The following is a 26,321-nucleotide window of genomic DNA, read 5'->3' as shown; positions in this document are numbered from 1 at the left end:
GTGATATGTCCCAGCCTCTACTACTTGTTATGATATTTAAAAAAACAGAAATAGAATAATGTTAATTTATACTAGTGAAAGATGGAAATATACAGGGGTTACGAGGTTAACCTGTGATTGTTTAATCAAACTCTATTTCGTATAATGATTCGTTTATTTGTTCGTACAGCTCATATTTTTCTAAATAATCAATCCATACATCATTCGGTTTCTTTTCTCTTTCTTCAACTAAAGATTTAATTTTTTCATATATACCTTTCATCAAATCTTTATACATCGCATTTGCTGCTCTTTCTATTTTTGCCTCTGACCAGCGCTTTTTCGGTGGACGTCTTTTATCCTTTTCTAGTTGATAGTTGATAGCTTTGTCGTAAAAGCTATCTAACGCTGGTAATTTATCTTCTATATGTGCTTGAAATTCGTTTAAATTCATAAATATTCTCCTCTTTTAAAAAACAACGTTCTACATAATTCTAACAATAATAGGGTAAATTAAATACCTGATGAATAATTCATTTATTTTATAATGAACTGAATTGTTATTGAATAACTCAGTATTTGGACTAATTGATTATTAGAATAATATTTGTCAGTTGATAGTGCTATCACTATTAAGTATACCAGTCTATCCATGCTATTTAGTTACTTTTCTATAAGTTTCTATTTTTTTCTTGGTCAATAGGTTCATTTTTAAATGTATGAATCTAAACATTGATATTCGTTATTCCTACTGAACATGTAGCATGTTTAGTAAATGAATCTATTTTAATATTATTTTCTTAAGTATCAGTGGTAATGTTAAATATAAAGAGTTGAGTGTTTTACATATGATTTAATCAATAAACTACATGAATTATACTGTAATGAATATAAGTAACTGCTAAGAATGAAAGCAATCAAATTATTGTATAGTGAATGAAACTCATTTAAATAGATTGGTGGTAAATATATGGAGAAAATAATGGTTATCGGGTCTTCGGGTTCTGGAAAATCAACGTTATCAAGACAACTAGGTCATACTTTAAATATACCTGTTTTTCATTTAGACGTATTATTTTGGAAACCTAATTGGGTTATGACAAGTTCTGAAGAACAAAAAGAAATTCAAAAAACATTATTGCAAAAAAAGAAATGGATTATTGATGGAAGTTATACTGGTATATTAGATGAAAGATTAAATGCTGCAGATAGTGTGATACTTTTAGATTTGCCAAGAAAAATTTGTTTTTATAGAGTTTTTAAGAGATTGTTTAAAAATATTGGTAAGACTAGAATTGATATGGGCAAAGATTGCAAAGAAAGGATCAATCTCACATTTTTAAAATATATTTGGAATTTTCCTAAGCACAGAAAACCATATTTATTACAAAAAATTAAGGCAAATAAAAACGATAAAAAAGTATTTGTTTTAACCAATATTAAAGAAATTGAACAATTTAGAATGAATGTGGAAAAGAACGACATTTAAATCTAAAAATTACTATGGATTGTTTTTAAACTGTTACAGAAATCGTAGAGGTTTGGTCTGACGCCTTCCTAGTTGATGAAATATTAGCCGAAGAATTTGTCTATACTCTGTGTCCACTCATATAAATAAGTAAGCTTCATACTTGTTCTGGTATTAAAAAACAGAAATATACATGGCATATTAAGGTGATCTGAGATTCATTAATAAGAATTGATTTAGTATAATGAACTGTTTGATTTTTTCGAATAGCTGGCATATTTTAATTCATAGAGGATCTTATTATTATATATTTAGCAACTGAACATGATTAAGTTACAAGGGATATAACGTACATTCATCAATATATATCATGGTATAATTACACTGAGGTGTCGTTATGAATAATATTATCAATGTATTAGATTTGCCCAAAAGACAATTTGGAAATAAAGAAATTATTTATTGGATAAATATGAATAATGCGAAAGTTAGATTTAATTATAAAGGGATTAAAGGTGTACTAAATGTAAGCTTTTATGAAAGATGTAAAGGTGGCGTTAAATTAAAAGTTGTTTATAAAGATAAAACACAAATAATCTTTAATACTAATTTCATTAAAGGGAAAATAGGTGTGCTAATTGGTGAAATAAGTAAAAACCATAAATATGAAGTAGGAGATATTGTTAATAATATAACTGTATTGGAGCAACTAAGAAGAAAGGATTCTAGAGGTCACAACATTTTGAGTTATAAAGTTAAATGTAATGAAACAGGTAAAATTTTTCAACAAACACAATACAATATAGCTTATGGTTATGGAAGCCCATACGCAGCAGGAAAAAAAGTTTGGGAAGACAATTGGTTACATAATAAAAAACACTTAATTCCTTTATTGAAAAAACCAGAAGATGCAAAGAAGTATAGTATAGGTAGCGATGCTAAAATATTATGTATTTGTCCAAATTGTAATAAAGAAAAATATGTTATAGCACGGAACTTATATTTTTATGGGATTTCATGCCCTTATTGTAGACCTTTTTTGAGTTATCCAGAAAAGTTTATAATGGCTTATTTAGAAGTCGTGTCAATTCGATATATTCACCAGTTTAAATTAGGCGAATTAAGAAGGTATATTGACTTTTATTTACCAGATGATAATTTGGCTATAGAGGTACATGGAGAACAGCATTATAGAGATAATCAAAATAGTAAGTGGGAAAATTCATATGAAAAGAGTATTATTTCAGATGAAATTAAAAGAAAGTACTGTATAGATAATCAAATAAATCTTTTAGAAATAGATGGAAGTAAAAGTTACTTTAACTATTTAATGAAATCGGTAAATGATAGTATTTTACCTAAAATAACAACTGAAATTAAATTAAAAATGATGTCTCAAATTGCAGATAGACGTTTTAATAAGAATGAATTCTTAATTTTAAATGATTATAAATTAGGTCTGTCATCTAATTATATATCAAATAAATATAATGTTTCTGTTAAACATGTTACCAATATAGCTAAAAGACATGGAGTTTATAAAAATAAAAATAGACATATTAAAGTGAAGTGCCTTAATACAGGTATTGTGTACGATTCAATAGCAGAAGCATCTAGAAAAACAGGTATATCTTCTAATGGGATTAGTGCTGTTTGTTTAGGTAAAAGAAAATCAACTATTGGAAAGAATGGAGAAAAATTATATTGGGAGAAATATAAAGAGTCAAATTATAAAAAGGCTATAAAAGACAAAAAAATTAATTGATGGTATAGTATATTCATTTTAAAATCATTAAATGAATATTATGAAACTGAAATGTGGTTTATACGTCCTCATTATGTTCAATAAATTACTTCATGATTAATACGTTTGTTTATCATTGGAACGGTTAATCAAAATTATGCACAAGAGTATCTTGATATAAATAACTCCACATTATGTTGCAACCCTAACTCATTAGGTGGATAATAGAGTTAACGTATGAGAACCATAAAATATTAATTAGGGTGACAACACATGAGTGATGTATATGTATTCATAATAGAATGTAGCGATGGTAATGTTTATCGTGAGTATGTGGAGAATATATGGAAAATTGATAAGGCATTAGCACTTAAAAGATTTGAAAAAGGTATTCATAGATATAATTACTTTTATCTAAAAGATTGTGATAGCTATGTAAATGTAGCGAAGATTACTTCTATAAAGATTGATGATGCACACAACACTTGACCAATTACTCATTCTTATTTAATTAATAAAAAGTTAACAGATTATAATTTAAGGCGAGCGCAGCGTTGCGTTAGCCTTATTTTTATATCTGAAAAGTGTAAAAAGGCGGTTTACGATACTAAATATAAATAATAGAATGGTCTAGTGTGGTATTTTGGGGATTTAGTGAGGGATTATAAATGTTATTATATGTTAAGGCTCTTGGGATGAGCATCTTAATTGGGATTTTAATCTTCTTATTAATGTTTATAGGCACAGGAAAAGATCAACTGCTTGGTAGTGTGATTATGGCACTATTAGGCTTTTTTGGAAGTTTTATTTCTTTCTTGTATGAAAAAAAGCATAATAGGGAGGCTAAATAGATTAATAAAAAAATAAATAGAAGGTAATCCAGTTGTTTAAACAAGTTTGGCTCGACTTCACGTATCCACGCTTGAAATTGATACTCTATTTATTTTCTTCTAATCTAAATGTGATATTTGAGAAGTAAACTGTTTTAACAGTTACTTCTTTTTTTGTTTACAAACAAGAACAAGTGTTCTATTATATCTTTGAGGTGATAAATATGGAGCCAAATTTAAATTGGAAAAAAGATTTTCAAGAATTCCAAGAAATACTAAAGTCTGGCATTAATCCTGAATGGTTATATAGTGCTAAAGCTAATATGATATTGAACCCTGCATATACTGGAGAAGGTAGACAATTCTTTTTTACAAAAGATATTATGAAAGCGAGTAAAACAATTCCATTCTTTTAATGTGGTTAATGCTATTAATATCTAAAAATGATTAAAAATATATTGCTTTAAGTAATATTAATATAGATATAAAGTTAAACGCTAGGTAGCCATAGATACCTAGTGTTTTTTCATTTTCTGATTTTCAGTTTTTTGGATGCATGATACGCTTATAAAAACTATTAAGTTACAGAAAAATGGAGGGTTATAGATGAAATCAATAAAAGTGTATCATTATGATGCTTTTAGTAAAAAGCCAAATAAAGGTAATCCCGCTGGAGTTGTTTTAAATGGAGATGACCTAACAGAAACGGAGATGCAAGACGTTGCTTTTAAAGTAGGATTTAATGAAACAGCTTTTCCAATAGCATCTGATAGAGCAGACCTTAGAATACGCTATTTTTCACCAAAACAAGAGATGGAACTTTGTGGCCACGCAACAATGGCAACCATTTATGCGTTAAAGACAAACGGATGGTTAGAAAATAAAACAGAGCTAACTATTGAAACCAATGCAGGGGTCTTACCGATACGTATTACAAAGAATGAGCAAAAGGAAATACATATAACAATGAAACAAGCATTACCACAATTTAAAAAATTTGAAGGATCTAGATATGATTTAGCAAAAGCAATTGGCATTGAAGAAGTGGATTTTGACGATGAGCTACCCATAATGTACGGTAGCACTGGGGCATGGACACTTTTAATACCTATAAAGTCACTTGATATTTTTAATAAAATGGAACCAAATAATAAGGTGTTTTCTTCAATTTTAAATGAAATACCAAACGCATCGGTACATCCATTTTGCCTTGAAAGTTATTATGAAGAAGCGGATATGCATGGTCGTCATTTTTCTTCAACTTTTTCAGGAACAATAGAAGATCCGGTGACTGGCACTGCTTCAGGTGTAATGGGGGCATATTTTGCCAAGTATATAAAAAAAGAGTGTGATATGCCTATCAATCTTATTGTAGAACAAGGACAAGAAATGAATAAGGATGGCCATATGATAGTGAATGTTGCAGAAAATAACGAAATCGAAATAACTGGCAATGCTGTTTACGTAAAAGAAATTGATATATCATTTTAGAAATTAAGCGTTTTTTAAAAAGTATGTGCAGAACTTTATGCTTTATAACAATAGTGAACAGATACTTTTGTATTTGCTATAAGGGTATAGTAAAGTTAATTTAAATGAGATATTTAGAGAGGTTGGATAACTATGGATTTAAATAATGTCATAAATACCTATAAAGTAATACTCTCGAATGCTTATACAACAAGTAAAAATGATAAACGAAAAAACGTCGTAGATAAATTAATTGGACTATTTATTAAAAACCCTGAAACGAAAAGTGAAGGGTTAAATTTTCTGGAAAGTTTAGATACAGAAACATTCTATAATTTACTTAGTGCTTGGGATATAGGTCGAAGTGTCCTCACAGCGCCAGACTGTTTGAGTGATGATATCAGGATTAATGGAGGCAAGACAAATTTAATGAAAGAAAATGTTAAAACATTAAAAAATAATTTGCCTATCCAATATGAAGCAGCCATCTATTTTAAAGATAAAGACTGTATTTTTGTAAAACAATGCCTCATAGCATTTCAGAAAGAGTTTATATAATAATATAAACACCACTTAAAAGACGAAGAATAACTCTTTTAAGTGGTGTTCTACTATAAGTACTAAACTTTAGAAATATTTGTGTTTGTAGCACTTGTAGAGGTGCAAAATAATTGTAGAAAAAATGACTACTAAAATGATGACAAATTGAAATATACCTATATCAATGTTTCCGCCAGTAGCGTTATATACATCTTTAATACCCATGAAAGATAGAAGCGTGGATAACTCGAAATTTAATATAGTAATGAATCTTCTATTGAAATTTATAGCGTCTTTGGATATTGTTTTATTCTCAAAAGTGGATTTAAAATTTTCGAATTTTACGTAATACTTAAATAAGAGATACATGAAAATCCATAAAGCTAAAATTATTATTGGAAAAATGAATATTTCTTTTTTGTATCCCCACGCATCTGGGTTACTATATAAATCAAAGTGCACAGGTACTTTCTCTGGCAAACTATTGTAATTAATAGAAGTATATAAAAAAAGTAAAATAATAAAAATTAAACCAGTGAAATTCAAGGTTTTGTTGATCATGATATGTCCTTTCAAAATTGGAAGATTCACTACTAACGTCGTATTATGAAGAAATTGCTCATAAAAAAGAACCAAATGCTTTTATAACAAATGGTTTGTTTAAGTTCTAAAATAAGTACTTAGAATGTTTGTTGTCGTTTTATATTTTATAATAAAATTATAGAAATTGCAAAAAATACGGCTGATAAAATAAATAAGATAGTACCAAAAAACACGAGTTTTCTAGATTGTTTTTGAATACTAACTCATGGTTATTGTCTAAGTTTTTTTCGTTGATGATTTTGCGCTCATTATTAAATTCATAAAATGAAAACAAACTAATGATCAATAGAATCAAACTAATTATGAAAGTAATAATGATTAATATGCCCATTTATGAGTTAGCTCCATCTACATTATTTGATAAAATTTCTAAGTAGCGATATATATTATTTGAAGTGGTATCTTTCGGTAAACTGTGAGTGAATACATGCCCGTTTTTAGTTTCAACAGTATAAGTGACGTGGTCAAGATTGATATTATAATTAATGATTTGCATAAATTTCTCCTCGGAAATTGAATTTATTATACAATGAATGCGTTCGTAATTTTTCGTGACTTTTAATTGTTTTGAACGATGTATAACTAATTATATCTAATTGTACTACATATAAAGTTAATTTGTTGTAAAAAAGGTAATAAAAGGTAATTTAATTTTATATTTACTAAAATTTGATAGTTTAATTAAAATGTAGAAACACAAACTTTTATAGAAGTTGTTGACAAAGCGTTATAACCATAGTATATTTGTATTCAAGTAATTTTTAATTCGGAAATTTTAAAAGTAGTCTTATTCATTGAATTTTACTCCTTTGGATTTTTTAATAACAAGTTACAAATATATGTGCTAAAGCACACGGAGGTTTTCATATGAATAAAGGTACAGTAAAATGGTTCAATGCAGATAAAGGTTTCGGTTTCATCGAAGTAGAAAATAACGACGACGTATTCGTACATTTCTCAGCTATCAATTCTGAAGGTTACAAATCATTAGAAGAAGGCGAAACAGTTGAATTCGACATCGTTGATGGCGACCGTGGTAAACAAGCTGCTAACGTTAACAAAGCATAATTTAAAATAATAAATTATCTTTAACACTCACCCTACGGGGTGGGTGTTTTTTTATGTTAAAAATTAAAAGAAAAATAGCAATAAATTATAATGAATATTTAGAAAAGTATAAGAGGATTATTTTGTAAGCGCTTAATTTAACTAGTATACTTAATATATAGTTAAAGGAGCGGATATTATGCAAAATTATAAAGGATTTGATAAAGATTTTAATATTACAGATAAAGTAGCTATTATTACTGGGGGTAACAGTGGTATAGGTAAAGCAATTTCCGATTTTTACATAGAAAAAGGGGCTAAAGTTGCAGTATTAGATATAAAAGATAGTGTAAAAGAATTGAAAGGTGATCACATTCTAGGTATTCAATGTGATATAACAAATGAACAAGATATAGATAATGCGATTGAGTTAACAAAGCGGACTTTTGACCGTATTGATATATTGGTGAATTCTGCAGGTGTTGCGCTGTTAGATAAAGCGGAAACAATGTCTAGCGAGATTTGGCAAAAACAAATTGATTTAAATTTAACTGCCTCGTTTAAAATGGCTCAAAAAGTTGGGAATGAATTTATTGAACAAGGTGAAAGTGGAAAAATTATTAATATGGCAAGCCAAAATGCTTTAATAACATTAGATAAACATACTGCTTATGGAGTAACAAAAGCTGGAATTGTTAATTTAACTAAGAGCTTGGCATTTGAGTGGGCAAAATTTAATATTAATGTTAACGCTATTGCGCCAACAATTGTTGCAACAGAATTGTCTGATAAAGCATGGGTAGGTAAGGCAAGAGAAGACGCTTTAGCTGGTATCCCTTTAGGAAGATTTGGTGAACCTGAGGAAGTAGCAGCAATCGCTTTATTTTTAGCAAGTGACGCGACCAATTTTATGACCGGAGAAACCATTGTATTAGATGGTGGAAATACGATTAAATAAGTGATGTTAATATATATTTAGATGAAGATATTTTATAACTAATGAATAATAATAAGTAAATCCTATAAATTAATATTTATAGGATTTACTTATTTTGTGTATATAACTGAGATAATAACGATTTTATAAAGTGCTGACGTCTAGGGGAATAATATGAGCGAGAGACTACAGGATCGAGCCATATCCCAGGCAAGTAGGCACTTTAAAATCGTATTAATATGATTTACTAGCAAGAATTATTCCATGAAATTTATGTAAATAAAAAACACATCAGTAATTTTGGATGTGTTTAATCATTAAGTATTTGCAAGATTTCATCGTATTTTTGTTCGCTCAACATACCTAATGGACTTTCTTCAAATTTAAATATTAAAAAATCATCGTTTGAATTAAAAGAATTTTTAATACTTTCGTATATTTCGTTTCTTTCTAAATCACTTTTTAAAAGCCATAACCCTCTATAAATATACAAAGCATTACCCAAGGTATTTAATTTAGCAGGCAATTTTTCATAACCATATGAAATAGAATTCAAATTATACGACAATATGTATTTTGACATTAATATCAGCCTCCTATATAAGCATATCATTAACTGTAAAATAAAAGTTGGGCAAAGGTTGATATTAAGCGAATTTAGAGTAAGCTTTTACAAGAATTATAAAAAGTATTTAATTTAATGTTCTATTTACTGAAGCTTAATTTATTTTAGAGGTAATTTAAATTGAGAGAAATAGCTCTTATTTGCATATAAATATTTAAAAGTGAATACTGTATGTAGGGATTTAAAAAATGACTTTGTTAGAGAATTCATAATCTATATAAGTAAGGGAAGATGCATATGCAAATTTTCAGAATAAGCTCAGACCATAAGAAAAGTGCACGTTTTTTAGATAATAGAAGGCTATCGAAGCAAGTATTAGAATTATATCAAATTATTAGAGTATGTTTAGCAAAGTTAAACCTTGTTGATGTAAACAGTAATTATATTAAACATCCAATTGTTGCTCATGTTTATAACAATGGTGAACCATATATTATAGATACTTTCAAAATTTTAGAATGTATGAACGAAGAGCATATTCGACGAGGAGGAAAACGGTCTGTAGATTTTAAAAATGATATAGCACGTTTGAGAGAAATTGTTTATAAAAAAGAATATCAAAAATATTTTTCACATGAAAAACTACCTCCATTTTATGTTTTTGGTGATTATAAAGTACACGGTGAAGATGCATTTGAGTTATATCAAACATTATTATTCAATAAATGGAAAAAAGATAAAATACCGCCACGATGTGGTATTAAAAAAGGTACGGATAAATATGACACAACGTTATCAAATTGAACAGTTATGGCGTCAATATAAATATGAAGTGTTATGGCACGACCAAAATAGTTACAATAAAATTAGAGAAACAATGAAACAAAATCCGACATATGGAGATATAGCATCTTTGATTTCATATGCGTTAACATTAAAGCCAACTGAAGGTTCTATTATCAATGCTTATGATCATATGTGGGGGTATTTTAAAAAAATACGTAGTTCATCAGAAAATGAATTCCAGAAAAGTTTAAAATATCAATTTCAACAACATAAAATAGATGAAACTTATCTTTTAGAATTTCTCAAAAGTATGGCTTGTTTTTACAACGTTGATTATATAAAACAATCTTCAATTATAAAAAATTTGAAATAGGAGGAATTATAATGGGAATGATAAAAATGTTAACGAGAACATTATTACCTTTTGTGGGTGGAAATATCATAGGCAAAATCACTGCAAAAGAAGCACCAAAAGATTATGGCAAATTTGAAAAACCACCGTATTCTCCACCACGATATGCGTTTCCTATTGTTTGGCCAATATTATATTTATGCATGGGTGTAGCTTATAATTTGGTTAAAGGCAATGGAACAAATACCAAAGCAGCAACTGCTACGCATTATACTCAGCTTAGTTTGAATTTTCTATGGTCATTATTGTATTTTAAAAAGAAAGTAAGGGGCATCGCATTGATTGAGAGTTTTATTTTATTAATAGCAGTAACGACTAACGTTGTTGTATTTTTTAAAAACAAGCCTATTTCAGGTATCTTGCTTTTCCCTTATGTTCTTTGGTCTAGTTATGCTAGCTATTTAAATACTGGCAATTGGTTGTTAAATAAAGATAACCCAGAGTATTCAAATGGTCTCTGTAAATAAGATTTTAATTTAGAGTGCCAACAAAGTTTCTGACTTTGTTGGCTTTTTTTAATTAAACCATTTCTATATACTACGGAAAATAAAATATATTAGAAATTTAGGGGTATAGATATAATATGTTACTACTCATACATGCATGAATAATCATACAGTCATGTTGTTTTAAAGAGCCGTTAGAATAAAATTGTTGAGGCGCAATAATTTAAATGAAAGGGTGTATTTTATGAATTATATAAAATATTTAAATTCTCAAGATAGTACCCGAATTTATACGAAGATTAATGATGTTAAAGAAGCACAAGCAAATATCATCGTAGTGCATGGATTAGGAGAACATTTAGATCGCTATGATGAATTAACAAGGCATTTAAATTTAAATAAATTCAATGTCATTCGATATGATCAACGAGGACATGGACGCTCAGAAGGACGTCAAACGTATTATAGTAATATGAATGAAATAGTAGAAGATTTATCAGCAGTAATTAATTATGTGGAATCGAATTTTGAGGGTAAAGTATACTTGATTGGCCATAGTATGGGAGGCTATACAGTGACATTATTTGGTACGCAATATCCCAATGCAGTAGATGGCATAATCACTTCGGGGGGATTAACACGTTATAATATTAAATTATTTGGTGAGCTAGATAGAAGTATGTCTCCATATGAATATGTAGAAAATGAATTAAGTGATGGATTATGTTCTGACCAAACAGTTGTTGAAAAGTATAAATTAGATGATTTAAATGCGAAACAAATATCCATGGGGCTCATTTATACATTACTTGATGGTGTTGAGTATTTAAAAAATAACGCAAAGCAGTTCAAGGATAATATATTAATGTTACATGGTAAAGAAGACGGTTTAGTTAGCTATAAGGATTCAATTCAATTATATAATGAAATAGGCTCAGAGCATAAATCTATTCATATTTATGACGGCTTGCAACACGAAATATTTAACGAATCTTCTTATAACAAAAGTATATTTAATGAAATTGTAGATTGGCTAAATTATGAACTAAAATAGCTTTGGAATTTTAAAGTATACATCATTATTATTGCTCAATAATTTATAAACTATCAGGAAATGTTTGTTTTGAACTATTGAACATTTTACAATAAGTGTAGAAGTCATGTTTAAGGAGAGAAATTATTTATGATGATAAAAACATTGCATATGCAATATGAAGAGGGTTTTGAAGCTTTCGATGAACGAGTGAACGAATTCCTACAAGAAGTTAGTGAAAAGCAACATTGGGATCTTGTGAGCGTTACACCATCTGTTACAAATAGTTTGGAAGGCGTAGATTATTTTATTACCGTCGTATTTAAAAAATAAAAGTGGAAAACGATTGTTGTTTTCCACTTTATTATAACTAAGAACGTTATTCGAATTTCTGTCCCTTAATGCGTACTTAGCTTAATATAACAATAGCATTATGCATTAAATGTCTGCTTAGAAACATTAAAATAATCTGCGAGAATGGCAATATCGTTTTCTGAAACACGACGGTATCCATTTTCCCAATCCCAAACCTGACAAATTCTAAAATCTTTGCCATAGTTATTATTTAAATTAACAACTAATCTAGAGATACTTAAATTATATTTTTCACGTAAATCATTTAGTACTTTCACAATTAATCACTCCCAAACGAGTTGTAATAAAATCCGTATTTAATTGTAGTATACACACTATTTATTTTCAAATCAGTGAACTTATAAAGGCGTTATCATATACTGGTATTATGCAATTTAGCTTGTTAAATAAGAGAAGGATTAGAATGTATTAATAATAAAAAATTCGAAAAAGAGAGATAAGGTGGATTCATATGAAAATTATTGCTATGAGTATTTTTGTTGATAATCAAGATAAAGCGAAACAATTCTATACTGAAAAATTAGGATTCGAACTGAAACATGATATTGAAATGGGCGGGGAATTTAAATGGTTGACCGTAAAAGAAAATAATTCTAATAATCCAGTTGAAATAGTGTTAGAACCTAATGTGAGTGAGATTGCCAAAAATTATCAAGAAGGTTTATATAGTGCTGGTATACCCGTAACTATGTTTGGTGTTGAAAATATGGAAGCATCACATGAGCGTTTAGTTAATTTAGGTGTCGAATTTCATACTGAACCTAAGGTAGTTGATGGCACCAAACTTGCGGTTATAAAAGATACTTGTGGTAATTTAATTCAGCTTATAGAACAATAATATATGATGAAAGACACTGTAACCGACTACTGAACTATTACCATTAATATTAATTTAGTTTATTTTCTAAGAATTATAGGAGGTGTTTTATGGAATTAGTAGTTAAACGGACAAAAGATTTATCAAATATTGAACTATTACATATTTTAGAAGAAAGAATAAAAGTATTCGTAGTAGAGCAAAAATGTGCATACCAAGAAATAGATAAAGACGACGAGGAAGCTTTGCATATTATATTGAAGGATGAAAACCACATTGCTGCATACACGCGTATTGTTGATCGCCAGTCGCATATTAGCTTCGGAAGGGTGTTAGTGGCACAAAACTATAGAATGCGAGGCTTTGGGCGTAACATTGTGCAGAAAACAATAGATATTATAAATGAAAAATATAGTGGATCACTCATCAGTATTTTGGGGCAAGCCTATTTAAAATCATTTTATGAATCATTTGGTTTTAAAGGTGTTTCTGATATTTATTTAGAAGACGATATTCCACATATTAAATTTGAAATGATGGCAAGATAATAAGAAGGTTTAATAAACGAAATGTGTTTGAACTGTTTAAATTTAATACAAAACGGATTAGATAGATTTAAAAAAAGTAGCTTCCGAAATGGAAACTACTCTTTTAAATTTAACTAGGGTTTACCTAGATGTAATTTCGGTCTTTTTGAACTCATCGTCTTTAGAAAAATCATTTAGAAAGACTTTTTTTCAAACAAATGTGATAGCCCCTTAATGTTTGTTTGAATATCTCCGGTTGATACACCAACTTAAATGCATATCCTTTAGCTTCTGATTTATTGTTTTTTCATTTTATCAATATCTTGAGAAACTAACATTAATAATTCTTCAGTTTCAGAGTCCGTTAAATCATCAGAACCTTTAATTCTTATAACAGAACCTTTATCTGTTTTAACATGATAGATAGGCTCGTCATCTTTATAAACTTTGCGTAGTACTTCCATTTCATCACCCTTTTTTATCTGAAACAATTCAATATAATTAGTAACACATAATGGTTAAAAGTAAAGAATTGAGTTGTTATCGTTACTAGCAATCATTTTTATAAAATAAATTGCTAGTTATTAATACTTTAACTATAGGATAACTTTTTGTTGGATTCATTTCCAACAGTATGATTAATTTTATTTAAATTTATTAATATTTACATTTATTGCTATATTCTTCATTGATAAATCAATTATAAGTTCAAATAAATAATTTGAGAACGATTTACAAAATTTAGTTATTTAGGTTTTTATTATATAAAAACGGGTAAATATAACTAAGCACAAGAAGTCCTCCAAACTTTAGTGTGGAATATATTTTCGATTCGAGATTTCACGCCACTTTTCGAAGTGGCGTATTTCTTTTATAATAGCGATAAGTTATATTAATAGTATCATTTAAATTAAAAGGATGTAAAAGATGAAATTACTCAATATACTATCATTGGTTTGTAGCATATTTATAGCATTGATCATTGTTTATGGTGTGATTATGATGGTTGGTGATGCCATGGGTATTACAATTTTTAATGGTCAATTACTCATTGTAGGGCTATCATTAGTCTTACTTAGTGGATTAGTCGGAAAGCAAAAACCTAGATTATCTATGCTTATATTATTTGTAGGTTTTATTATAGTTGTTATGAATTAATGTATATAAAGATACAGTCCAATAAGTTGAATTTAATTCAATTTATTGGACTGTATTTTATTTGAATAAACACGAGTGGTGTATAGCTTTTCCGTTATTCAATATTATTTTTTAATTTTTCGTCCATGTCTTTAGCAACGGCAGTTAATAAGTGAGTTATTTCAGTTTTATTCGATTTGTCATCAGTTTTGACTTTAATTAATAAACCTAAGTTTGTCTTTATATGATAAATAGGTGCCTTGTTTTCATATACTTTTCTTAGAATTTGCATCTTTATCACCTCATCAAATAGAAATACGAAAGTGCAAGAAAGAGGAAATCAAAAACTTTTAAGTGTAAAATGTTACCTAACGATTATATTAAAGCATTTTTGATCAAATAGGAAATAATTGGATTTTAAAAAGGGTGATTAAACGATATAAAAAGACTGAGAAATGTATATATGAACTCAGCCTCGCTTTATCTATTTCTATAATGATTTGATAAAATTGCAATGTAAAAAATGATTAAAATTGATCGTTTGTTCTATCTTCTTCAACAATATATTCATCTGTGCCGTAATCAGTAGATGTACTTAATATAGATTTTACTAATAGTGAAAATGAAACAATACCTAATGAGACTAAGGCAATTTTTTTCATAACATCAAGCTCCTCTTTGTTAGATAGTTTACCATACAGCCATACTGACAAACGAATATATATATGATGAGTTTGTTAGTATTTTTATTAATTATACTAAAAAAATGAGTTGTTAAATATCTAAATATAGGATTAGCGACACCAATATTCAATTTTAATTGTTTATTTTATAAGCTTAGGAATAACTTTAATGTAAACAAGCTCACCAATGAGTTCGGTTAATGTTTGAGTAATAATGACTGTTGTAGTGATGGTTATCCAATGGTTTGGTAAGGAAAGGGCAAGAGGTAACACAACCAATGCGTTTCTCGTACTAGTACTGAAAGCTAATGTTCTTAAATTCGGAATATCTAAACGGAATAACTTTCCACAAAATAAGCCTATTATAGGTGCAATAATCATAAAACAGATATAAATAGGCACAACAGTTAATACAATATTTAAATCATTCGTAATCTTGTTTATTTGTGAACCGACGACTGAAAAAAGTACGAGTGACATAAAGAGTTCCGGTAACCATGCAGTAAGATTTAAGACACGATTCATAGAGTTAGATTTTTTACTGAGCAGTTGTAATAATAATGCGAGCATCAAAGGAATAATGATGAATGTGAAAAAAGCATTAATAAATGGTGCTATATCAATGATTGATAAGATTTCATTATGTAAAAAAATAGTAAAATAAACGGGCAGTAGAATAATTTGTAATACAAATAATATAGGTGTAGAAATAAGCATATGCTGTGCATTTCCTTTTCCTAATGCGGTGAAGACGATAACGTAATCAATACATGGTGTTAACAGTACGAGATATAGCCCAATTAATATTGGAGCAGAACTAACTTCAAATAATTGTATTAAAGCAAAAACAAAGATAGGTATGATTATAAAGTTAGATAAAATTAATGCAATTATATATTTCGTGGTAAAAAGATTTTGGCGAATATTGAAAAAAGGAATTTGTGAAAACATGCTAAACATTAATATACCAATAAAAATTGAAACCACAGACTCTAGAAAAATAGAAAATATTTGTGAGGATAAACCAGCTAATATACCTAGCACAAGTGCTACAAAATATATATAAATTTGATAGTGTTCAATTTTACTTTTAAAGTGTTGCATAATGACCTCGCTTTTAGATGATGTATACAAATTAATTATAACTTAATGTGATACTCTATGAAATTTAATATACGCATTTGACGATATAATAAGTTTTTGATTGTATAGGCAACTTTTATTTTGATATAATAACCAAGGCATGTCTTAGGGCATGATAGAATTTAACGGAGATGGTTTTTCTACGTGTCCTTTGACATGTGAAGATTCATAACTCCCGTTATAGTCAAAAAGCCCCTTTAATTAGGGGTTTTTTAAATGGTCAGCAAAGCCTTGTGGGTTTTGTTGTTTTTTAATTTTTAATCCTCAATTTATAAATTCGCAGTGGCTGATTGAATTGAAAATGGGCTTATAGCAAACCTTTAAAGAACTACTACTTCAATTATGAAGACAAGTAGCTCTTGCATTCCATTTTACAGTCAGCTTAGCCAGGCTAGGTTCATACGACGAAATCTTGTTAAAAAATTAGATTTCTGTCCCACTCTAAAATACTATTATGATTTTAAAGTAAAAAGTTTAAGTTTTAACACAAAAACTCATAATCGCTAAGCTATATTAATAGCGATTATGAGTACAGTTAATTTCCATATTAAGATTTTTGTTTATCTTGTATGCTAACTTTATTTTCGACTTTTTCGTCAGTGGAGTTGTCTACACTTAATAATAATGCTCGTACTATAAGTGCACCAGTTAATAGTAAAAGTAAATTTTTGAATAATTTCATAATTATCACTCACCCGTCTTTATTAAAACGACTTAAATATAGCAACATATTTTTAATACATAATTGCCTTATTAATATAATACCCTTTCTACAATATTGTAATTGGCATTTTACACAAATTGTAGAAAGGGCTTAGTCTAAAAAATTAAACGTCGATGATTTTAAGTTGTGATTGTGTTTCATTAATTTCTATTTTTAGATTTTTACTATTATTTTCTACAGTAGTGCTAATTACTTCACCATTTTGTATAGAAAAATGAACTTGGCTTAAGATACCCATTGCATAGTCATTAATTGGGCTGACCAATGAAATAGAATTGGCATCTTCCTGTATTATAAATTGTTTCTGACTTTGATTAATAATCTCCCATTGAGGTAAGTATGTTAAATTCAAAATTAACCCTCCTAATTGTTGTTGTTCAAAAGTTATTATTTAATTTTCATTATAAACTATATTGCTGAAAATGGTATTAAACACAACTGAAAGTAAATGCGACTCATTTAGTTAAAATGTTAATTACAGGGAATAACAATATTGAAGAAATTGTTTAATAGAGGTGATGTTATGAATATTCTGATAGCAATAATATTAAGTCTTGTATTCGCATTTTTAGGAACAATGCCATTTTTATTTGTAAATACGAGGTTGCACGAAAATGTTAACCATTCAAGTGAAGAGGTTCGTCATGAGAAAAGGAGAGCGTATAAACGCTTTATATACTTTTTTATTTTAGGAATTGCTATGTTAACAATTTATCATTTTCTTACTGATTAATTACGATTACACCAGATTTATATCGAAAATTTAGTTTTGTAATTGTACATGTAAATTAGGTTTACAATTTTATGAGAAATTAAAAAAGTCCTGGTCACGATATATAATAATCTTTAAGGGATTATTCGCGTTGTGATCAGGACTTAATTTGATTAACTGAATATAATTGAGCATAAAATACCAGCGACACCTAAAATAATTAACATAAATGTTGCTCCAAGTAATGATTCTTTAGCTTGCTGAGACTTTTTGTTTTTGTAAGTGATAAGTAACACGATACCACATACTAGAAAAACTAATGATAACCAGAATATAATCATGAAATGTAGACTCAAAGCACTAGGCCTCCTTTAATATAAAAGTTGAATTGCCAATGATTTAAGGCGTAATATTATTGCTTTTTGTAATTTTAAATGTAGTAAATATAATTTTTATTATAGCATTATCAGTTTATCACTAAATACTTAACAGCAATAGTGTAAATATTTATATAAAATATATTGAGTCACAATCAAATGGATAAGCACCGTTTGATTAATTAAAAGTTTCAAAAGCTCAAATTAGGAAAGATAATACTATACTATTTAAATAACGATTTTCTGGAAGGGGTGGTTATATATTGGAAAATATGAATGTGAACTTAGAAGAAACTAAAGAAGCAGTTAATAGTTTAAAGTCCAAGGATTACTCTGATAATAAACAACAATATAATGAAACTGAAGCCAAAATTATAAAACAAAAAGTCTATATACGAAATAATCTCATGCCTGATAACAAACAAGAAGATGAACGTATCAAAGAAATAGCGAGTAAACTTAGTTCGCATATAAAAGTAGCCTTTGATGAATTTGACAATATGGATGAGGTTATTGATTATTTAACACCGACGTTTCAAAGGGGAAAAGTTGATAAAGCATATGGACGTGCATTATTACTTATGGAAGAAAATACATTGATTGAGCAAGTGAAAGTCCATTTTGACGACCATAAAATAAATGCTAAATTGATGGATTATATTTTGACTGAATTAATAGAGTTAAGTAATGAAATAATGCCAAATGAATATAGTGAGATTTTGACAATTGAGAGGTCGTATTTTGAACTATTATATAGCGATAATTAATATTATTTAATTAATTAAGTAGTTTGATGTATAATGAAAGTAAATTAAATAAGCGAGGAGATTTGGCTATGAATGAAGTAAATAAAGTAATTTACATTGTATTAGCAGTGTTTCTAGGTAGCTTTGGTATTCATAAATTCTACGCTAGGAAAACGGGCGTAGGGATTTTATACCTAGTATTTTGTTGGACAGGTATTCCTCAAATATTAGCGATTATTGGTGCTATCCTTACATTATTGAAACCAGCTGATCAGAACGGTAATGTATTAGTATAAGTAGTATGAATATAAATAAGTCTAGGCTAGCAATCCTAGACTTATTAAATGGCTGTTAGAATTCTACGGAAATCTAACAGCCATTTTTTAGTTCAAAATATATGAAGATAATGGCTGTAAAAGGGTGTTAACTCTAATTCTTGTCATATCATAAAAAGTAATAATTTATTTTTTTAAGTAAAAAAAACTGCCTGCAAAACACGCAATTTTGCAGGCAGTTTATAATGTTTACTTTAAATTAAAAAAACTTTATAAAGTTTACATTTCCAAATTAAATATAGCCATAACAACAATTCTTTTTAATTTTTTAAATAATAAAAAGAATCGTGGTAGACAAATAACTTATATTTGATATGATTAGACAAAAGTACGATATGGTAAATCATGTAATGATTTAAAAATATATAAAATCGAGGTAATGCTTATGACATTTTATGATTTTGTAATTAGTTTTATAGAAGACGATACACCTCTTGGACAACTCGCTCACAAAATTAAAAGGGATAATAATTTCCCTAAAGATGCAACTAGCTATAATGAATTAAACTCGTATTTTTATAGTAATTATATAGATCATGAAATGTTAGCTTCTGCTAAACGGGCACTGAGTTTATATCTTAATAATATAAGCATAGCTTAATATATTTAGTAATCTATGTTTCGTAATACCAGTTTTGTTTGTTTAAGGCATCTTTAATATCTTTTGTTTTAAAATTAATTTCATTATTTCTAATAGAGAATGGTTCAAGTATACTTTGAGCCATCCATGAATTAATAAGCTCTCTAGGTAATCCATCTAATTCCATATCAGTCTTACTGACGACAAAACATTCCCAATCAAGTGAAACTTTCGAAGGATTAATATAATTACACTCTTTGAGCTGATTCATAAATAACACTCCTTAATATTGTAAATCCGACATTAAGTTTTACCCATGTATGATATGGGTAAAACGATAATTGTGAAATAAATGAAATTTAATCATATTTTCTAGCTATATAATTTTAAAGTTAATAAACAAGTAATTCAAATAAATAATACTTGATGACGTGTAACGCAATGGGTTATGCGTTTTCTTTTTATATACCCGCTTTTTAGTATGTGTTAATCAAAAAATATGAATATTACTAAATAAAAAAACTGGAAGCACTCAAAAGAGTGTTTCCAGTTATAGCGTTGAAAAAATTTACGATTTTATGGGTAGCTTTTGTGCATGCTTTCCGTGAGCCTCAGACTCAGCCTGTAGTCTTCGGCTAGTGCTTTTCCCGCAGGAGTCAGCCCAAAGCACTACCATTTTTAAACAAAAACAAAACGATAGATTATTCATTGATTGAACTTATATAAAGGCCAATATAGATACTAATGAAGATAAATGAATTAATTACAAAGATTATATCAACGAAAAAATATAAAAATAACCCAAATGCTTTTATAGCAATTGGTTTATCTACATTTTAGGATGATAAGAGGATGCACCATTTAAGTAATTGAATTCGTAGAATTCTATTTCTGGAATTGTATTAATAATTTGATTAACTGCATGTGCGATATCATTGTTAGTAATCAAAATTTCAGTTTCCATTGGTAGTGTTAGCTGAGTCATATTGTAATTTTATACATAAGAGAGTTCGTTTTAAAGTTATGTTAGAGTAACTTTATTATACGAAAGTGGCTTATTATTTTGTATGAATTTATATAATTGTACCGATTTTGTAAAGCGCTGACGCCTAGGGGGAATAGTATGAGTGAGAGACTACAGGCTCGAACCCCCAGGCAAGCATGCACTTTCAAAATCGGAATATTTTAACATAGAAAAGCAGCAATCCATTAGAAACTAATAGATTGCTGCTTTTAATTTGAGAATGGGATACTTATGTCCCAGGCTCTTTTAATTTCAAACGTTGTTATACACGTCAAAAAAATAATTCTACCAAGGTATAATACCGAGAATACAAGCGACTAGAATCATAAATAAACTTGATCCTATTGCCCATTTGATAACAATACGTTGGTTTTGTCCATATTCAATATCTAGCATACCGACTAGTAAATAACCGGCAGCATACAGTGGACTTAATACGTGAAGTGGTTGTCCTAATACTGAAGCTCTGGCCATATCTACTTTAGATATACCAAATTGTTGTGCTGATTCAGCAAGAATTGGTAATACGCCATAATAGAATGGATCATTGGCCATAAAGTAAGTGAAAGGCCCACTTAGTATGGCAGTAATTAAAGCAAAATGATTACCTAAAGCATCAGGAATAATTTGCACTAATGTATTTGCCATTTCATCAACCATATGTGTACCATCCATAACACCCGTAAAGATACCAGATGCAAAAACAAGGCTTATTACTGATAGTACATCGCCAGCATGCTTTTTAATTACTGAATTTTGAATACTTAGGTTTGGATAATTGAGTACAACTGCAACACCGAACCAAAGCATGAACATAACTGGAATAGGCAACAGACCAATCACAAGACAAACAATTAATGAAATTGTTAAAATTGCGTTTGGTATGAGCATTTTAGGTCTTTTTAATAATGACTCTTCTTTCGTATCTGTAGGTCTTACATCATCTAAATCAATATGTGTATTAGAAGTAATGTATTTTTTTGCACGTTTACCTAGTATGTATGCTACAGCAAAAGCAAAAACGATACCTGCAATCATTGCAGGAATAATAGGTATGAAAACTTCCTCAGTGGTAACCTGTAAAGATGAAATTGCTCGTGCTGTCGGGCCACCCCAAGGTAACATGTTCATAACCCCAATTGATAGTAGTGCTAAGGTTGAAAGTGTATATAAGCTCATGCCAATTTTTTTATATAGTGGCATCATTGCAGTTACAGTTATAATGAATGTAGTAGTGCCATCGCCGTCTAATGCGACCATAGAAGCTAGGACAACAGTACCCATTGCAATTTTAACTGGATCCCCTTTAACTACTTTAATAATTTGATTGATGACAGGTTCGAATAACCCGGCATCGATCATGACACCAAAATATAAAATGGCGAACGTGAGCATAATACCTGTTGGTGCAACTGTTTCAATGCCTTTAAGCATGTATTCGCCAAGACCAGAGTAGAAACCGCCAATCAAAGCAAAAACAGTTGGTACAACAATCAATGCTGTTAATGCTGACATTTTACGTGACATGATTAATATCAAGAAAACGATAATCATAATGAAACCTAATAAAGCTAAATTCATATGTTTGACTCCCCCCATCTGTCTGATTATAGCGCTTTCATTTAATTTGTAAAATGAAAAATAAAAACTTATATAAAAACTTTCTAAAGAATTAATTTTAAAATAAAAGTGCATCTATTGATAAATTTGAATTTAACAATAGATGCACTTGATAGTAAATAGATGAAGTTATGTATAAAAAGAAAGCTAACCTAAAAACCCCATTACATATGTTTTCCACATTGGATAACTCATTAGAATAAATGCGAAGATGGATACGAACATAGCAAAGATATTAGCTACACGATCGCCACGTATACAAGCGTATAGGTTAAATAATAAAACACCTAAGATAAACAAAGCGCCTGCTAATATTGCCATATCGCCTTCTATCACTTTGTTAACAGCTAGTAAAGGTGTAGCTAAAGTGATTAATGATAAGAACAAAGATAGTAATGTAGTAGCATATTTCAATTTGTTCAGTCCTTTCTATAATTGGAAAGATGATATTTTAATGTGCATATGTAGATTGTAAGTATGACTTATTAAAATAATATTTCTAAATGCTTTTGATTGCAAGCCATTATAGGAAAACTTTTGGAAAATTACTTTAACTCGATGATTTTGCTACATAAAGTGAGCTATTGTGATTATGAAATAAATATAACATTATTTTATATACAGGTATCAACTATTTAATTAAATAGTTCTAAATCATTGCCTTTAAAGTAATATATTAACCAATGTTCATCGACGTAATAGTCCTCATATTTTCTAGCATGTTCCTCTAAAAAGAGTGTGTCAAAGTTGAGGTTACTGAAAAATACTTTTCCACTAATATTATTAGAAATGAGTGAAGTTAATAAGATTTCTATTTCTTTGTCATGGCAAATTTGGAAAATATGGCGCATTAACAATTTAGAGATATAATCTCTTGAATAATCATCATGACCTTGGACACACATGTTTTCCATTATTGCTTTATGAGATAAGCTATATTTTTGTTTGTGAATTAAAGTAGCCGCACCAACTAATTCATCTTGTTCAAAGGCACCAAGCACTGCATAATCTGATGTTTGTGAAGAAAGTAATTTTTGTATATTTAATTCAACTAAGCATTTGTCATTTTGCAATTTCCATGCAAATACTTCAAGTTCTTTGTGGATGCCCTTTAATAAAAAAGCGCGATAAATAGATGAATCTTCACTTGTTAAGTAACGTATATCTGTCATTGAATGCCTCCTAAACTGTACAAAGTATATATAATAAAATAATTAATATTCTGATATTTTATTTATAATACTATAGTAAAAGAAGTGATTGGGCAACTTTTCCATTTGCTTATGTCAAAAATATAATTAACTTAAAATTCCTCGGATTAATAAATTCATCGCTTTAAATTTATTTTTAATTAAATTTAAAATTTAAAGAATTGAAATTCATTTGATGGATTATGATGTAATATAGTGGTATATACTAAAGTGGAGGCAAGACTTTTGGAGGCATTAATTATAATTATTGTTTCTCTGACAGCACTTATCCTGGTTTCTTTTGCAATTTTAGTTGTTTATTTTTTCACTCAATTTAGTGATGATGACAATTAAATACCTAGACAGAGAATACTAAAGACATCAAGAAATAAGAGGGCAGAAACATCAAAGCACAAAATAACCCCCAGGCTCGAAATAGAGTCTAGGGGTTAAATATTATATTAAATACTAGTCAACAACTTCTACGTTTAAATCAACGTCAATGTTGCCACGTGTAGCTTTTGAATATGGACAAAATTCGTGCGCGTCTTGTAAATATTTTTCAGCGTCTTCTTGAGATAATACGCTTTTAACTTTAGCATCAATTGAAACGCTCAATTTAGGGCTTTCAGCATCTGGATCATCTTCTAAACGTACAGTTAGAGTTACTTCTGGTTCAGCATCTCTCACTTTGTTTTGTTTTAAGATTAAATCGAATGCACCGTTAAAGCAAGAGGCATAACCTGCTGCGAATAATTGCTCAGGGTTTGTACCTTTTTCAGCGTCAGCTTGTGCTGGTGGAATAACCGCTACATCAATTGCTTTATCATCTGTTTGAACATGTCCGTTACGGCCACCTGTATTTGTTGCTTTAGTTTCATAATTTACTGCCATTTTATTACCTCCTTAATGACTTACTATTACTGTATACCCGAAGAATTATTTTTAAATCATATAAAATTCATTCTTTGATTAATACTGCCATTTTATAAGTTAATGTATAATGATTGTTTTATTTTTGAAAATTGTTATACAATTATTTTAATCATATCAGATAAAGGAAGTAATAAAAATGACTGAAGTTAATATAGCTGTTACGATAGCGCCAAAAAACGAACTTTCACAATCTACTATAAAAGACTTAATTAAATTTCAAGATTCAATAGAAATCATTGAACTTAGAATAGATCAGTGGGTGGATTTTGATGTGAAGCATGTGTCTAAAGTAGTAGACAATATCTATAGTTTAAATTTAGGGAAAAAAATACTCGTTACTTATCGTACTTCTTCACAAGGTGGAAACGGCACGTTATCACAAGAAGCATATTTGAATGCATTAGCTGAAATGATCAATTTAGCACATATTGATTTAGTTGATATTGAATTTGAACCCGGGAAATCAACACAACCTTTAATAGATTTAATTGAACAATTTAAAAGCAAACAAATCCAAGTGGTATTGTCCTATCATGATTTTAAAAAAACACCGGCATTAGAAGCTTTAAAACATCTTTATTTTAAAATGCATCAACTTGAACCAGATTATTTAAAAGTTGCAGTAATGCCTCATGAAAAACAAGATGTGCTTAATTTATTAAGTGCGATGTCAGAAACGTCTGATTCAGTCACTCAACAAGTAATAGGCATTGCAATGTCAAAATTGGGTGTTATATCAAGGACTGCGCAGGGATTATTTGGAGGCACTGTAACGTATGGCTGTCTTGATAGTCCTAAAGCACCAGGTCAAATTCATGTTGAAGCGTTAAAACAACAATTAAAGTTATATGAGTAGTTTGAAAATAATCTCGACCTGTCTTATAATTGAAAATAATTATCAATAGTGAAAGGGCGATATTATATGGAATTGCAGGAAGCAATAGCACAACGTCGTAGTATTAAAGTGTTCAAAAGAGATATGAATATAGACGATGCTGCTTTATATCAAGCTATTCAACAAGCTACTGATGCACCTAATCATGGTATGAGAGAGCCATGGAGAGTTGTTCATATTGCTAAAGATAGATTAGGGGATATGAGTAAACAGCTTACCAAAATTGCGTTTCCTAATCTGAAGAAAAAACAAGAAGATCATTATAATGTAGCAACAAATCTTGGGGGCATGCTAGCTTTAGTCTTAAAAGAAGATCCAAGACAAAAACAAAATTTAGAAAATTATATGGCATTTGGAGCTTTCACTCAAAATTTAATGCTTCTTCTACATGAAGTTGGCATTGGTACGTGTTGGAAAACGCCAGCATATATTTTTGAACCTGAAATGCGTGCGTTATTTGGAGTGAAAGGCGATGAGAGCTTAGTCGGATTTTTATATTTAACTGATTTAGAAGACGAAGTACCACATAGAGAACGTCATCTAAATAATATAATTGATAAATTTTAACTGTCATATAATAATTGTAAAGTGGGTAAGCAGTCATTTGAATGATTGTTGAGATAAATATATAAAGGCCGCA

General features: G+C 29.1%; 40 protein-coding genes. 23 read left to right on the top strand and 17 right to left on the bottom strand.

The window, feature by feature from the left end:
• Positions 1-121 precede the first annotated feature (121 nt).
• Positions 122-433 carry a hypothetical protein gene (locus SOJ_RS11265; RefSeq protein WP_002508233.1) on the bottom strand — a complete coding sequence of 104 codons (312 nt, stop codon included), beginning with the start codon at positions 431-433 and terminating at the stop codon, positions 122-124.
• A gap of 516 nt (positions 434-949) precedes the next feature.
• Between SOJ_RS11265 and SOJ_RS11260 the strand changes: the two genes are divergently transcribed.
• The 7 genes from SOJ_RS11260 to SOJ_RS11230 all read left to right on the top strand — a co-directional run bounded on the left by SOJ_RS11260 (position 950) and on the right by SOJ_RS11230 (position 6,049).
• Positions 950-1,468 (top strand): DNA topology modulation protein, encoded by a 519-nt coding sequence (locus SOJ_RS11260; protein WP_002508232.1) that lies wholly within the window; start codon positions 950-952, stop codon positions 1,466-1,468.
• Positions 1,469-1,844: 376 nt separating this feature from the next.
• Positions 1,845-3,212: a hypothetical protein gene (locus SOJ_RS11255; protein WP_002508231.1), complete on the top strand. Its 1,368-nt coding sequence runs from the start codon at positions 1,845-1,847 to the stop codon at positions 3,210-3,212.
• A 252-nt stretch (positions 3,213-3,464) separates the two neighbouring features.
• Complete coding sequence (locus tag SOJ_RS11250; protein WP_002508230.1) at positions 3,465-3,680, top strand: hypothetical protein; 216 nt, start codon at positions 3,465-3,467, stop codon at positions 3,678-3,680.
• A gap of 179 nt (positions 3,681-3,859) precedes the next feature.
• On the top strand, positions 3,860-4,042 hold the full coding sequence (locus tag SOJ_RS11245) for a hypothetical protein (RefSeq protein WP_002508229.1): 183 nt from the start codon (positions 3,860-3,862) through the stop codon (positions 4,040-4,042).
• Positions 4,043-4,245: 203 nt separating this feature from the next.
• Complete coding sequence (locus SOJ_RS11240) at positions 4,246-4,437, top strand: hypothetical protein (RefSeq protein WP_002508228.1); 192 nt, start codon at positions 4,246-4,248, stop codon at positions 4,435-4,437.
• A 190-nt stretch (positions 4,438-4,627) separates the two neighbouring features.
• A complete protein-coding gene (locus SOJ_RS11235; protein WP_002508227.1) occupies positions 4,628-5,512 on the top strand; it encodes a PhzF family phenazine biosynthesis isomerase in 885 nt (294 codons plus the stop codon).
• Between the two features lie 132 nt (positions 5,513-5,644).
• Positions 5,645-6,049 carry a hypothetical protein gene (locus SOJ_RS11230; RefSeq protein ID WP_002508226.1) on the top strand — a complete coding sequence of 135 codons (405 nt, stop codon included), beginning with the start codon at positions 5,645-5,647 and terminating at the stop codon, positions 6,047-6,049.
• A gap of 69 nt (positions 6,050-6,118) precedes the next feature.
• Here SOJ_RS11230 and SOJ_RS14890 read toward each other — a convergent pair whose 3' ends face one another.
• Positions 6,119-6,592 carry a DUF1648 domain-containing protein gene (locus tag SOJ_RS14890; RefSeq protein ID WP_002508225.1) on the bottom strand — a complete coding sequence of 158 codons (474 nt, stop codon included), beginning with the start codon at positions 6,590-6,592 and terminating at the stop codon, positions 6,119-6,121.
• A 909-nt stretch (positions 6,593-7,501) separates the two neighbouring features.
• Between SOJ_RS14890 and SOJ_RS11220 the strand changes: the two genes are divergently transcribed.
• Both SOJ_RS11220 and SOJ_RS11215 read left to right on the top strand, forming a co-directional pair.
• Positions 7,502-7,702 carry a cold-shock protein gene (locus tag SOJ_RS11220; RefSeq protein WP_002508223.1) on the top strand — a complete coding sequence of 67 codons (201 nt, stop codon included), beginning with the start codon at positions 7,502-7,504 and terminating at the stop codon, positions 7,700-7,702.
• 178 nt (positions 7,703-7,880) lie between these two features.
• Positions 7,881-8,639 carry a GolD/DthD family dehydrogenase gene (locus SOJ_RS11215; protein ID WP_002508222.1) on the top strand — a complete coding sequence of 253 codons (759 nt, stop codon included), beginning with the start codon at positions 7,881-7,883 and terminating at the stop codon, positions 8,637-8,639.
• Between the two features lie 289 nt (positions 8,640-8,928).
• Here the strand turns inward: SOJ_RS11215 and SOJ_RS11210 are convergent, their stop codons facing one another.
• Positions 8,929-9,201 (bottom strand): hypothetical protein, encoded by a 273-nt coding sequence (locus SOJ_RS11210; RefSeq protein WP_002508221.1) that lies wholly within the window; start codon positions 9,199-9,201, stop codon positions 8,929-8,931.
• Positions 9,202-9,480: 279 nt separating this feature from the next.
• Here SOJ_RS11210 and SOJ_RS11205 point away from each other — a divergent pair, with 279 nt between their 5' ends.
• The 5 genes from SOJ_RS11205 (at position 9,481) to SOJ_RS11185 (ending at position 12,193) form a co-directional block, all read left to right on the top strand.
• Complete coding sequence (locus tag SOJ_RS11205; RefSeq protein WP_002508220.1) at positions 9,481-9,987, top strand: pyrimidine dimer DNA glycosylase/endonuclease V; 507 nt, start codon at positions 9,481-9,483, stop codon at positions 9,985-9,987.
• Positions 9,965-10,342 carry a DUF1722 domain-containing protein gene (locus SOJ_RS11200; protein ID WP_002508219.1) on the top strand — a complete coding sequence of 126 codons (378 nt, stop codon included), beginning with the start codon at positions 9,965-9,967 and terminating at the stop codon, positions 10,340-10,342. Before SOJ_RS11205 ends, SOJ_RS11200 begins: the two co-directional genes overlap by 23 nt.
• An 11-nt stretch (positions 10,343-10,353) precedes the next feature.
• Positions 10,354-10,848 carry a TspO/MBR family protein gene (locus SOJ_RS11195; RefSeq protein ID WP_002508218.1) on the top strand — a complete coding sequence of 165 codons (495 nt, stop codon included), beginning with the start codon at positions 10,354-10,356 and terminating at the stop codon, positions 10,846-10,848.
• 223 nt (positions 10,849-11,071) lie between these two features.
• Positions 11,072-11,881: an alpha/beta hydrolase gene (locus SOJ_RS11190; protein ID WP_002508217.1), complete on the top strand. Its 810-nt coding sequence runs from the start codon at positions 11,072-11,074 to the stop codon at positions 11,879-11,881.
• A 129-nt stretch (positions 11,882-12,010) separates the two neighbouring features.
• On the top strand, positions 12,011-12,193 hold the full coding sequence (locus tag SOJ_RS11185) for a hypothetical protein (RefSeq protein ID WP_002508216.1): 183 nt from the start codon (positions 12,011-12,013) through the stop codon (positions 12,191-12,193).
• 98 nt (positions 12,194-12,291) lie between these two features.
• Here SOJ_RS11185 and SOJ_RS11180 read toward each other — a convergent pair whose 3' ends face one another.
• Entirely contained in the window at positions 12,292-12,492 is a 201-nt protein-coding gene (locus SOJ_RS11180; protein WP_002508215.1) for a helix-turn-helix domain-containing protein, read from the bottom strand.
• Between the two features lie 194 nt (positions 12,493-12,686).
• On the opposite strand from SOJ_RS11180, the gene SOJ_RS11175 reads away from it, so the two are divergent.
• On the top strand, positions 12,687-13,073 hold the full coding sequence (locus SOJ_RS11175) for a VOC family protein (RefSeq protein WP_002508214.1): 387 nt from the start codon (positions 12,687-12,689) through the stop codon (positions 13,071-13,073).
• Positions 13,074-13,162: 89 nt separating this feature from the next.
• Positions 13,163-13,600, top strand: coding sequence for a GNAT family N-acetyltransferase (locus tag SOJ_RS11170; RefSeq protein ID WP_002508213.1), 438 nt, complete (start codon positions 13,163-13,165; stop codon positions 13,598-13,600).
• A 275-nt stretch (positions 13,601-13,875) separates the two neighbouring features.
• On the opposite strand, the gene vraX (SOJ_RS14585) is transcribed toward SOJ_RS11170, so the two are convergent.
• The gene (gene vraX / locus SOJ_RS14585; protein ID WP_002508212.1) at positions 13,876-14,043 is read right to left on the bottom strand and encodes a C1q-binding complement inhibitor VraX; all 168 of its coding nucleotides are present in this window, start codon (positions 14,041-14,043) and stop codon (positions 13,876-13,878) included.
• 463 nt (positions 14,044-14,506) lie between these two features.
• Here vraX (SOJ_RS14585) and SOJ_RS11165 point away from each other — a divergent pair, with 463 nt between their 5' ends.
• Positions 14,507-14,737, top strand: coding sequence for a hypothetical protein (locus SOJ_RS11165; RefSeq protein ID WP_002508211.1), 231 nt, complete (start codon positions 14,507-14,509; stop codon positions 14,735-14,737).
• A gap of 94 nt (positions 14,738-14,831) precedes the next feature.
• Here SOJ_RS11165 and vraX (SOJ_RS14500) read toward each other — a convergent pair whose 3' ends face one another.
• The 5 genes from vraX (SOJ_RS14500) to SOJ_RS11155 all read right to left on the bottom strand — a co-directional run bounded on the left by vraX (SOJ_RS14500) (position 14,832) and on the right by SOJ_RS11155 (position 17,618).
• Entirely contained in the window at positions 14,832-15,008 is a 177-nt protein-coding gene (vraX, locus tag SOJ_RS14500; protein ID WP_002508210.1) for a C1q-binding complement inhibitor VraX, read from the bottom strand.
• A 235-nt stretch (positions 15,009-15,243) separates the two neighbouring features.
• Positions 15,244-15,378 carry a hypothetical protein gene (locus SOJ_RS14810; protein WP_002508209.1) on the bottom strand — a complete coding sequence of 45 codons (135 nt, stop codon included), beginning with the start codon at positions 15,376-15,378 and terminating at the stop codon, positions 15,244-15,246.
• Positions 15,379-15,540: 162 nt separating this feature from the next.
• Positions 15,541-16,503 carry an arsenic resistance protein gene (locus SOJ_RS11160; protein ID WP_002508208.1) on the bottom strand — a complete coding sequence of 321 codons (963 nt, stop codon included), beginning with the start codon at positions 16,501-16,503 and terminating at the stop codon, positions 15,541-15,543.
• Between the two features lie 586 nt (positions 16,504-17,089).
• Positions 17,090-17,224: a hypothetical protein gene (locus tag SOJ_RS14805; protein ID WP_002508207.1), complete on the bottom strand. Its 135-nt coding sequence runs from the start codon at positions 17,222-17,224 to the stop codon at positions 17,090-17,092.
• A gap of 145 nt (positions 17,225-17,369) precedes the next feature.
• The gene (locus tag SOJ_RS11155; protein ID WP_002508206.1) at positions 17,370-17,618 is read right to left on the bottom strand and encodes a hypothetical protein; all 249 of its coding nucleotides are present in this window, start codon (positions 17,616-17,618) and stop codon (positions 17,370-17,372) included.
• A gap of 171 nt (positions 17,619-17,789) precedes the next feature.
• Between SOJ_RS11155 and SOJ_RS11150 the strand changes: the two genes are divergently transcribed.
• Positions 17,790-17,999 carry a hypothetical protein gene (locus SOJ_RS11150; protein ID WP_002508205.1) on the top strand — a complete coding sequence of 70 codons (210 nt, stop codon included), beginning with the start codon at positions 17,790-17,792 and terminating at the stop codon, positions 17,997-17,999.
• 152 nt (positions 18,000-18,151) lie between these two features.
• Here SOJ_RS11150 and tsaT read toward each other — a convergent pair whose 3' ends face one another.
• Positions 18,152-18,334, bottom strand: coding sequence for a type II toxin-antitoxin system toxin TsaT (gene tsaT, locus SOJ_RS11145; protein WP_002508204.1), 183 nt, complete (start codon positions 18,332-18,334; stop codon positions 18,152-18,154).
• Between the two features lie 293 nt (positions 18,335-18,627).
• Between tsaT and SOJ_RS11140 the strand changes: the two genes are divergently transcribed.
• The 3 genes from SOJ_RS11140 (at position 18,628) to SOJ_RS11130 (ending at position 20,037) form a co-directional block, all read left to right on the top strand.
• Positions 18,628-19,122: a hypothetical protein gene (locus tag SOJ_RS11140; protein WP_230456618.1), complete on the top strand. Its 495-nt coding sequence runs from the start codon at positions 18,628-18,630 to the stop codon at positions 19,120-19,122.
• Positions 19,123-19,190: 68 nt separating this feature from the next.
• Positions 19,191-19,397, top strand: a complete 207-nt coding sequence (locus tag SOJ_RS11135; RefSeq protein WP_002508202.1) for a TM2 domain-containing protein — start codon at positions 19,191-19,193, stop codon at positions 19,395-19,397.
• A gap of 424 nt (positions 19,398-19,821) precedes the next feature.
• A complete protein-coding gene (locus tag SOJ_RS11130) occupies positions 19,822-20,037 on the top strand; it encodes a sterile alpha motif-like domain-containing protein (protein ID WP_002508201.1) in 216 nt (71 codons plus the stop codon).
• A gap of 13 nt (positions 20,038-20,050) precedes the next feature.
• Here the strand turns inward: SOJ_RS11130 and SOJ_RS11125 are convergent, their stop codons facing one another.
• The 6 genes from SOJ_RS11125 to SOJ_RS11105 all read right to left on the bottom strand — a co-directional run bounded on the left by SOJ_RS11125 (position 20,051) and on the right by SOJ_RS11105 (position 24,744).
• Positions 20,051-20,287, bottom strand: coding sequence for a hypothetical protein (locus SOJ_RS11125; RefSeq protein ID WP_002508200.1), 237 nt, complete (start codon positions 20,285-20,287; stop codon positions 20,051-20,053).
• Positions 20,288-20,845: 558 nt separating this feature from the next.
• Positions 20,846-21,001: a hypothetical protein gene (locus SOJ_RS14435; RefSeq protein ID WP_155115716.1), complete on the bottom strand. Its 156-nt coding sequence runs from the start codon at positions 20,999-21,001 to the stop codon at positions 20,846-20,848.
• Between the two features lie 324 nt (positions 21,002-21,325).
• Positions 21,326-22,621 carry a CitMHS family transporter gene (locus SOJ_RS11120; protein WP_002508198.1) on the bottom strand — a complete coding sequence of 432 codons (1,296 nt, stop codon included), beginning with the start codon at positions 22,619-22,621 and terminating at the stop codon, positions 21,326-21,328.
• A gap of 186 nt (positions 22,622-22,807) precedes the next feature.
• Positions 22,808-23,074, bottom strand: coding sequence for a hypothetical protein (locus tag SOJ_RS11115; protein WP_002508197.1), 267 nt, complete (start codon positions 23,072-23,074; stop codon positions 22,808-22,810).
• Positions 23,075-23,295: 221 nt separating this feature from the next.
• On the bottom strand, positions 23,296-23,832 hold the full coding sequence (locus SOJ_RS11110) for a GNAT family N-acetyltransferase (protein WP_002508196.1): 537 nt from the start codon (positions 23,830-23,832) through the stop codon (positions 23,296-23,298).
• A gap of 486 nt (positions 23,833-24,318) precedes the next feature.
• The gene (locus SOJ_RS11105; RefSeq protein ID WP_002508195.1) at positions 24,319-24,744 is read right to left on the bottom strand and encodes an organic hydroperoxide resistance protein; all 426 of its coding nucleotides are present in this window, start codon (positions 24,742-24,744) and stop codon (positions 24,319-24,321) included.
• Positions 24,745-24,922: 178 nt separating this feature from the next.
• Here SOJ_RS11105 and aroD point away from each other — a divergent pair, with 178 nt between their 5' ends.
• Both aroD and SOJ_RS11095 read left to right on the top strand, forming a co-directional pair.
• A complete protein-coding gene (aroD, locus tag SOJ_RS11100; protein ID WP_002508194.1) occupies positions 24,923-25,642 on the top strand; it encodes a type I 3-dehydroquinate dehydratase in 720 nt (239 codons plus the stop codon).
• A 66-nt stretch (positions 25,643-25,708) separates the two neighbouring features.
• A complete protein-coding gene (locus SOJ_RS11095; protein WP_002508193.1) occupies positions 25,709-26,248 on the top strand; it encodes a nitroreductase family protein in 540 nt (179 codons plus the stop codon).
• The last annotated feature ends 73 nt before the right edge of the window (positions 26,249-26,321 follow it).

It is taken from the genome of Staphylococcus sp. OJ82 (assembly GCF_000294465.1).
GTDB classification, from domain to species: Bacteria; Bacillota; Bacilli; order Staphylococcales; family Staphylococcaceae; genus Staphylococcus; species Staphylococcus equorum.
The sequence above is the reverse complement of the archived record's forward strand: the minus strand, read 5'-3'. Positions and strand labels throughout refer to the sequence as shown.

Excerpts from the sequence above, each read along its gene's own strand:
- vraX (WP_002508212.1), bottom strand. The coding sequence starts at position 14,043 with ATGGAAGTACTACGCAAAGTTTATAAAGATGACGAGCCTATCTATCAT.
- SOJ_RS11110 (WP_002508196.1), bottom strand. The coding sequence starts at position 23,832 with ATGACAGATATACGTTACTTAACAAGTGAAGATTCATCTATTTATCGC.
- SOJ_RS11185 (WP_002508216.1), top strand. The coding sequence starts at position 12,011 with ATGATGATAAAAACATTGCATATGCAATATGAAGAGGGTTTTGAAGCT.
- SOJ_RS11175 (WP_002508214.1), top strand. The coding sequence starts at position 12,687 with ATGAAAATTATTGCTATGAGTATTTTTGTTGATAATCAAGATAAAGCG.
- SOJ_RS11195 (WP_002508218.1), top strand. The coding sequence starts at position 10,354 with ATGGGAATGATAAAAATGTTAACGAGAACATTATTACCTTTTGTGGGT.
- SOJ_RS11230 (WP_002508226.1), top strand. The coding sequence starts at position 5,645 with ATGGATTTAAATAATGTCATAAATACCTATAAAGTAATACTCTCGAAT.
- SOJ_RS14805 (WP_002508207.1), bottom strand. The coding sequence starts at position 17,224 with ATGAAATTATTCAAAAATTTACTTTTACTATTAACTGGTGCACTTATA.
- SOJ_RS11120 (WP_002508198.1), bottom strand. The coding sequence starts at position 22,621 with ATGAATTTAGCTTTATTAGGTTTCATTATGATTATCGTTTTCTTGATA.
- SOJ_RS11250 (WP_002508230.1), top strand. The coding sequence starts at position 3,465 with ATGAGTGATGTATATGTATTCATAATAGAATGTAGCGATGGTAATGTT.
- SOJ_RS11105 (WP_002508195.1), bottom strand. The coding sequence starts at position 24,744 with ATGGCAGTAAATTATGAAACTAAAGCAACAAATACAGGTGGCCGTAAC.
- SOJ_RS11165 (WP_002508211.1), top strand. The coding sequence starts at position 14,507 with ATGAAATTACTCAATATACTATCATTGGTTTGTAGCATATTTATAGCA.
- SOJ_RS11245 (WP_002508229.1), top strand. The coding sequence starts at position 3,860 with ATGTTATTATATGTTAAGGCTCTTGGGATGAGCATCTTAATTGGGATT.
- SOJ_RS11205 (WP_002508220.1), top strand. The coding sequence starts at position 9,481 with ATGCAAATTTTCAGAATAAGCTCAGACCATAAGAAAAGTGCACGTTTT.
- SOJ_RS11170 (WP_002508213.1), top strand. The coding sequence starts at position 13,163 with ATGGAATTAGTAGTTAAACGGACAAAAGATTTATCAAATATTGAACTA.
- SOJ_RS11200 (WP_002508219.1), top strand. The coding sequence starts at position 9,965 with ATGACACAACGTTATCAAATTGAACAGTTATGGCGTCAATATAAATAT.
- SOJ_RS11210 (WP_002508221.1), bottom strand. The coding sequence starts at position 9,201 with ATGTCAAAATACATATTGTCGTATAATTTGAATTCTATTTCATATGGT.
- SOJ_RS11265 (WP_002508233.1), bottom strand. The coding sequence starts at position 433 with ATGAATTTAAACGAATTTCAAGCACATATAGAAGATAAATTACCAGCG.
- aroD (WP_002508194.1), top strand. The coding sequence starts at position 24,923 with ATGACTGAAGTTAATATAGCTGTTACGATAGCGCCAAAAAACGAACTT.
- SOJ_RS11220 (WP_002508223.1), top strand. The coding sequence starts at position 7,502 with ATGAATAAAGGTACAGTAAAATGGTTCAATGCAGATAAAGGTTTCGGT.
- SOJ_RS14435 (WP_155115716.1), bottom strand. The coding sequence starts at position 21,001 with ATGACTCAGCTAACACTACCAATGGAAACTGAAATTTTGATTACTAAC.
- SOJ_RS11260 (WP_002508232.1), top strand. The coding sequence starts at position 950 with ATGGAGAAAATAATGGTTATCGGGTCTTCGGGTTCTGGAAAATCAACG.
- SOJ_RS11240 (WP_002508228.1), top strand. The coding sequence starts at position 4,246 with ATGGAGCCAAATTTAAATTGGAAAAAAGATTTTCAAGAATTCCAAGAA.
- SOJ_RS11235 (WP_002508227.1), top strand. The coding sequence starts at position 4,628 with ATGAAATCAATAAAAGTGTATCATTATGATGCTTTTAGTAAAAAGCCA.
- SOJ_RS11150 (WP_002508205.1), top strand. The coding sequence starts at position 17,790 with ATGAATATTCTGATAGCAATAATATTAAGTCTTGTATTCGCATTTTTA.
- SOJ_RS11255 (WP_002508231.1), top strand. The coding sequence starts at position 1,845 with ATGAATAATATTATCAATGTATTAGATTTGCCCAAAAGACAATTTGGA.
- SOJ_RS11160 (WP_002508208.1), bottom strand. The coding sequence starts at position 16,503 with ATGCAACACTTTAAAAGTAAAATTGAACACTATCAAATTTATATATAT.
- SOJ_RS11190 (WP_002508217.1), top strand. The coding sequence starts at position 11,072 with ATGAATTATATAAAATATTTAAATTCTCAAGATAGTACCCGAATTTAT.
- SOJ_RS11215 (WP_002508222.1), top strand. The coding sequence starts at position 7,881 with ATGCAAAATTATAAAGGATTTGATAAAGATTTTAATATTACAGATAAA.
- SOJ_RS11135 (WP_002508202.1), top strand. The coding sequence starts at position 19,191 with ATGAATGAAGTAAATAAAGTAATTTACATTGTATTAGCAGTGTTTCTA.
- SOJ_RS14810 (WP_002508209.1), bottom strand. The coding sequence starts at position 15,378 with ATGAAAAAAATTGCCTTAGTCTCATTAGGTATTGTTTCATTTTCACTA.
- SOJ_RS11140 (WP_230456618.1), top strand. The coding sequence starts at position 18,628 with ATGAATGTGAACTTAGAAGAAACTAAAGAAGCAGTTAATAGTTTAAAG.
- SOJ_RS11130 (WP_002508201.1), top strand. The coding sequence starts at position 19,822 with ATGACATTTTATGATTTTGTAATTAGTTTTATAGAAGACGATACACCT.
- SOJ_RS11095 (WP_002508193.1), top strand. The coding sequence starts at position 25,709 with ATGGAATTGCAGGAAGCAATAGCACAACGTCGTAGTATTAAAGTGTTC.
- vraX (WP_002508210.1), bottom strand. The coding sequence starts at position 15,008 with ATGCAAATTCTAAGAAAAGTATATGAAAACAAGGCACCTATTTATCAT.
- SOJ_RS14890 (WP_002508225.1), bottom strand. The coding sequence starts at position 6,592 with ATGATCAACAAAACCTTGAATTTCACTGGTTTAATTTTTATTATTTTA.
- SOJ_RS11125 (WP_002508200.1), bottom strand. The coding sequence starts at position 20,287 with ATGAATCAGCTCAAAGAGTGTAATTATATTAATCCTTCGAAAGTTTCA.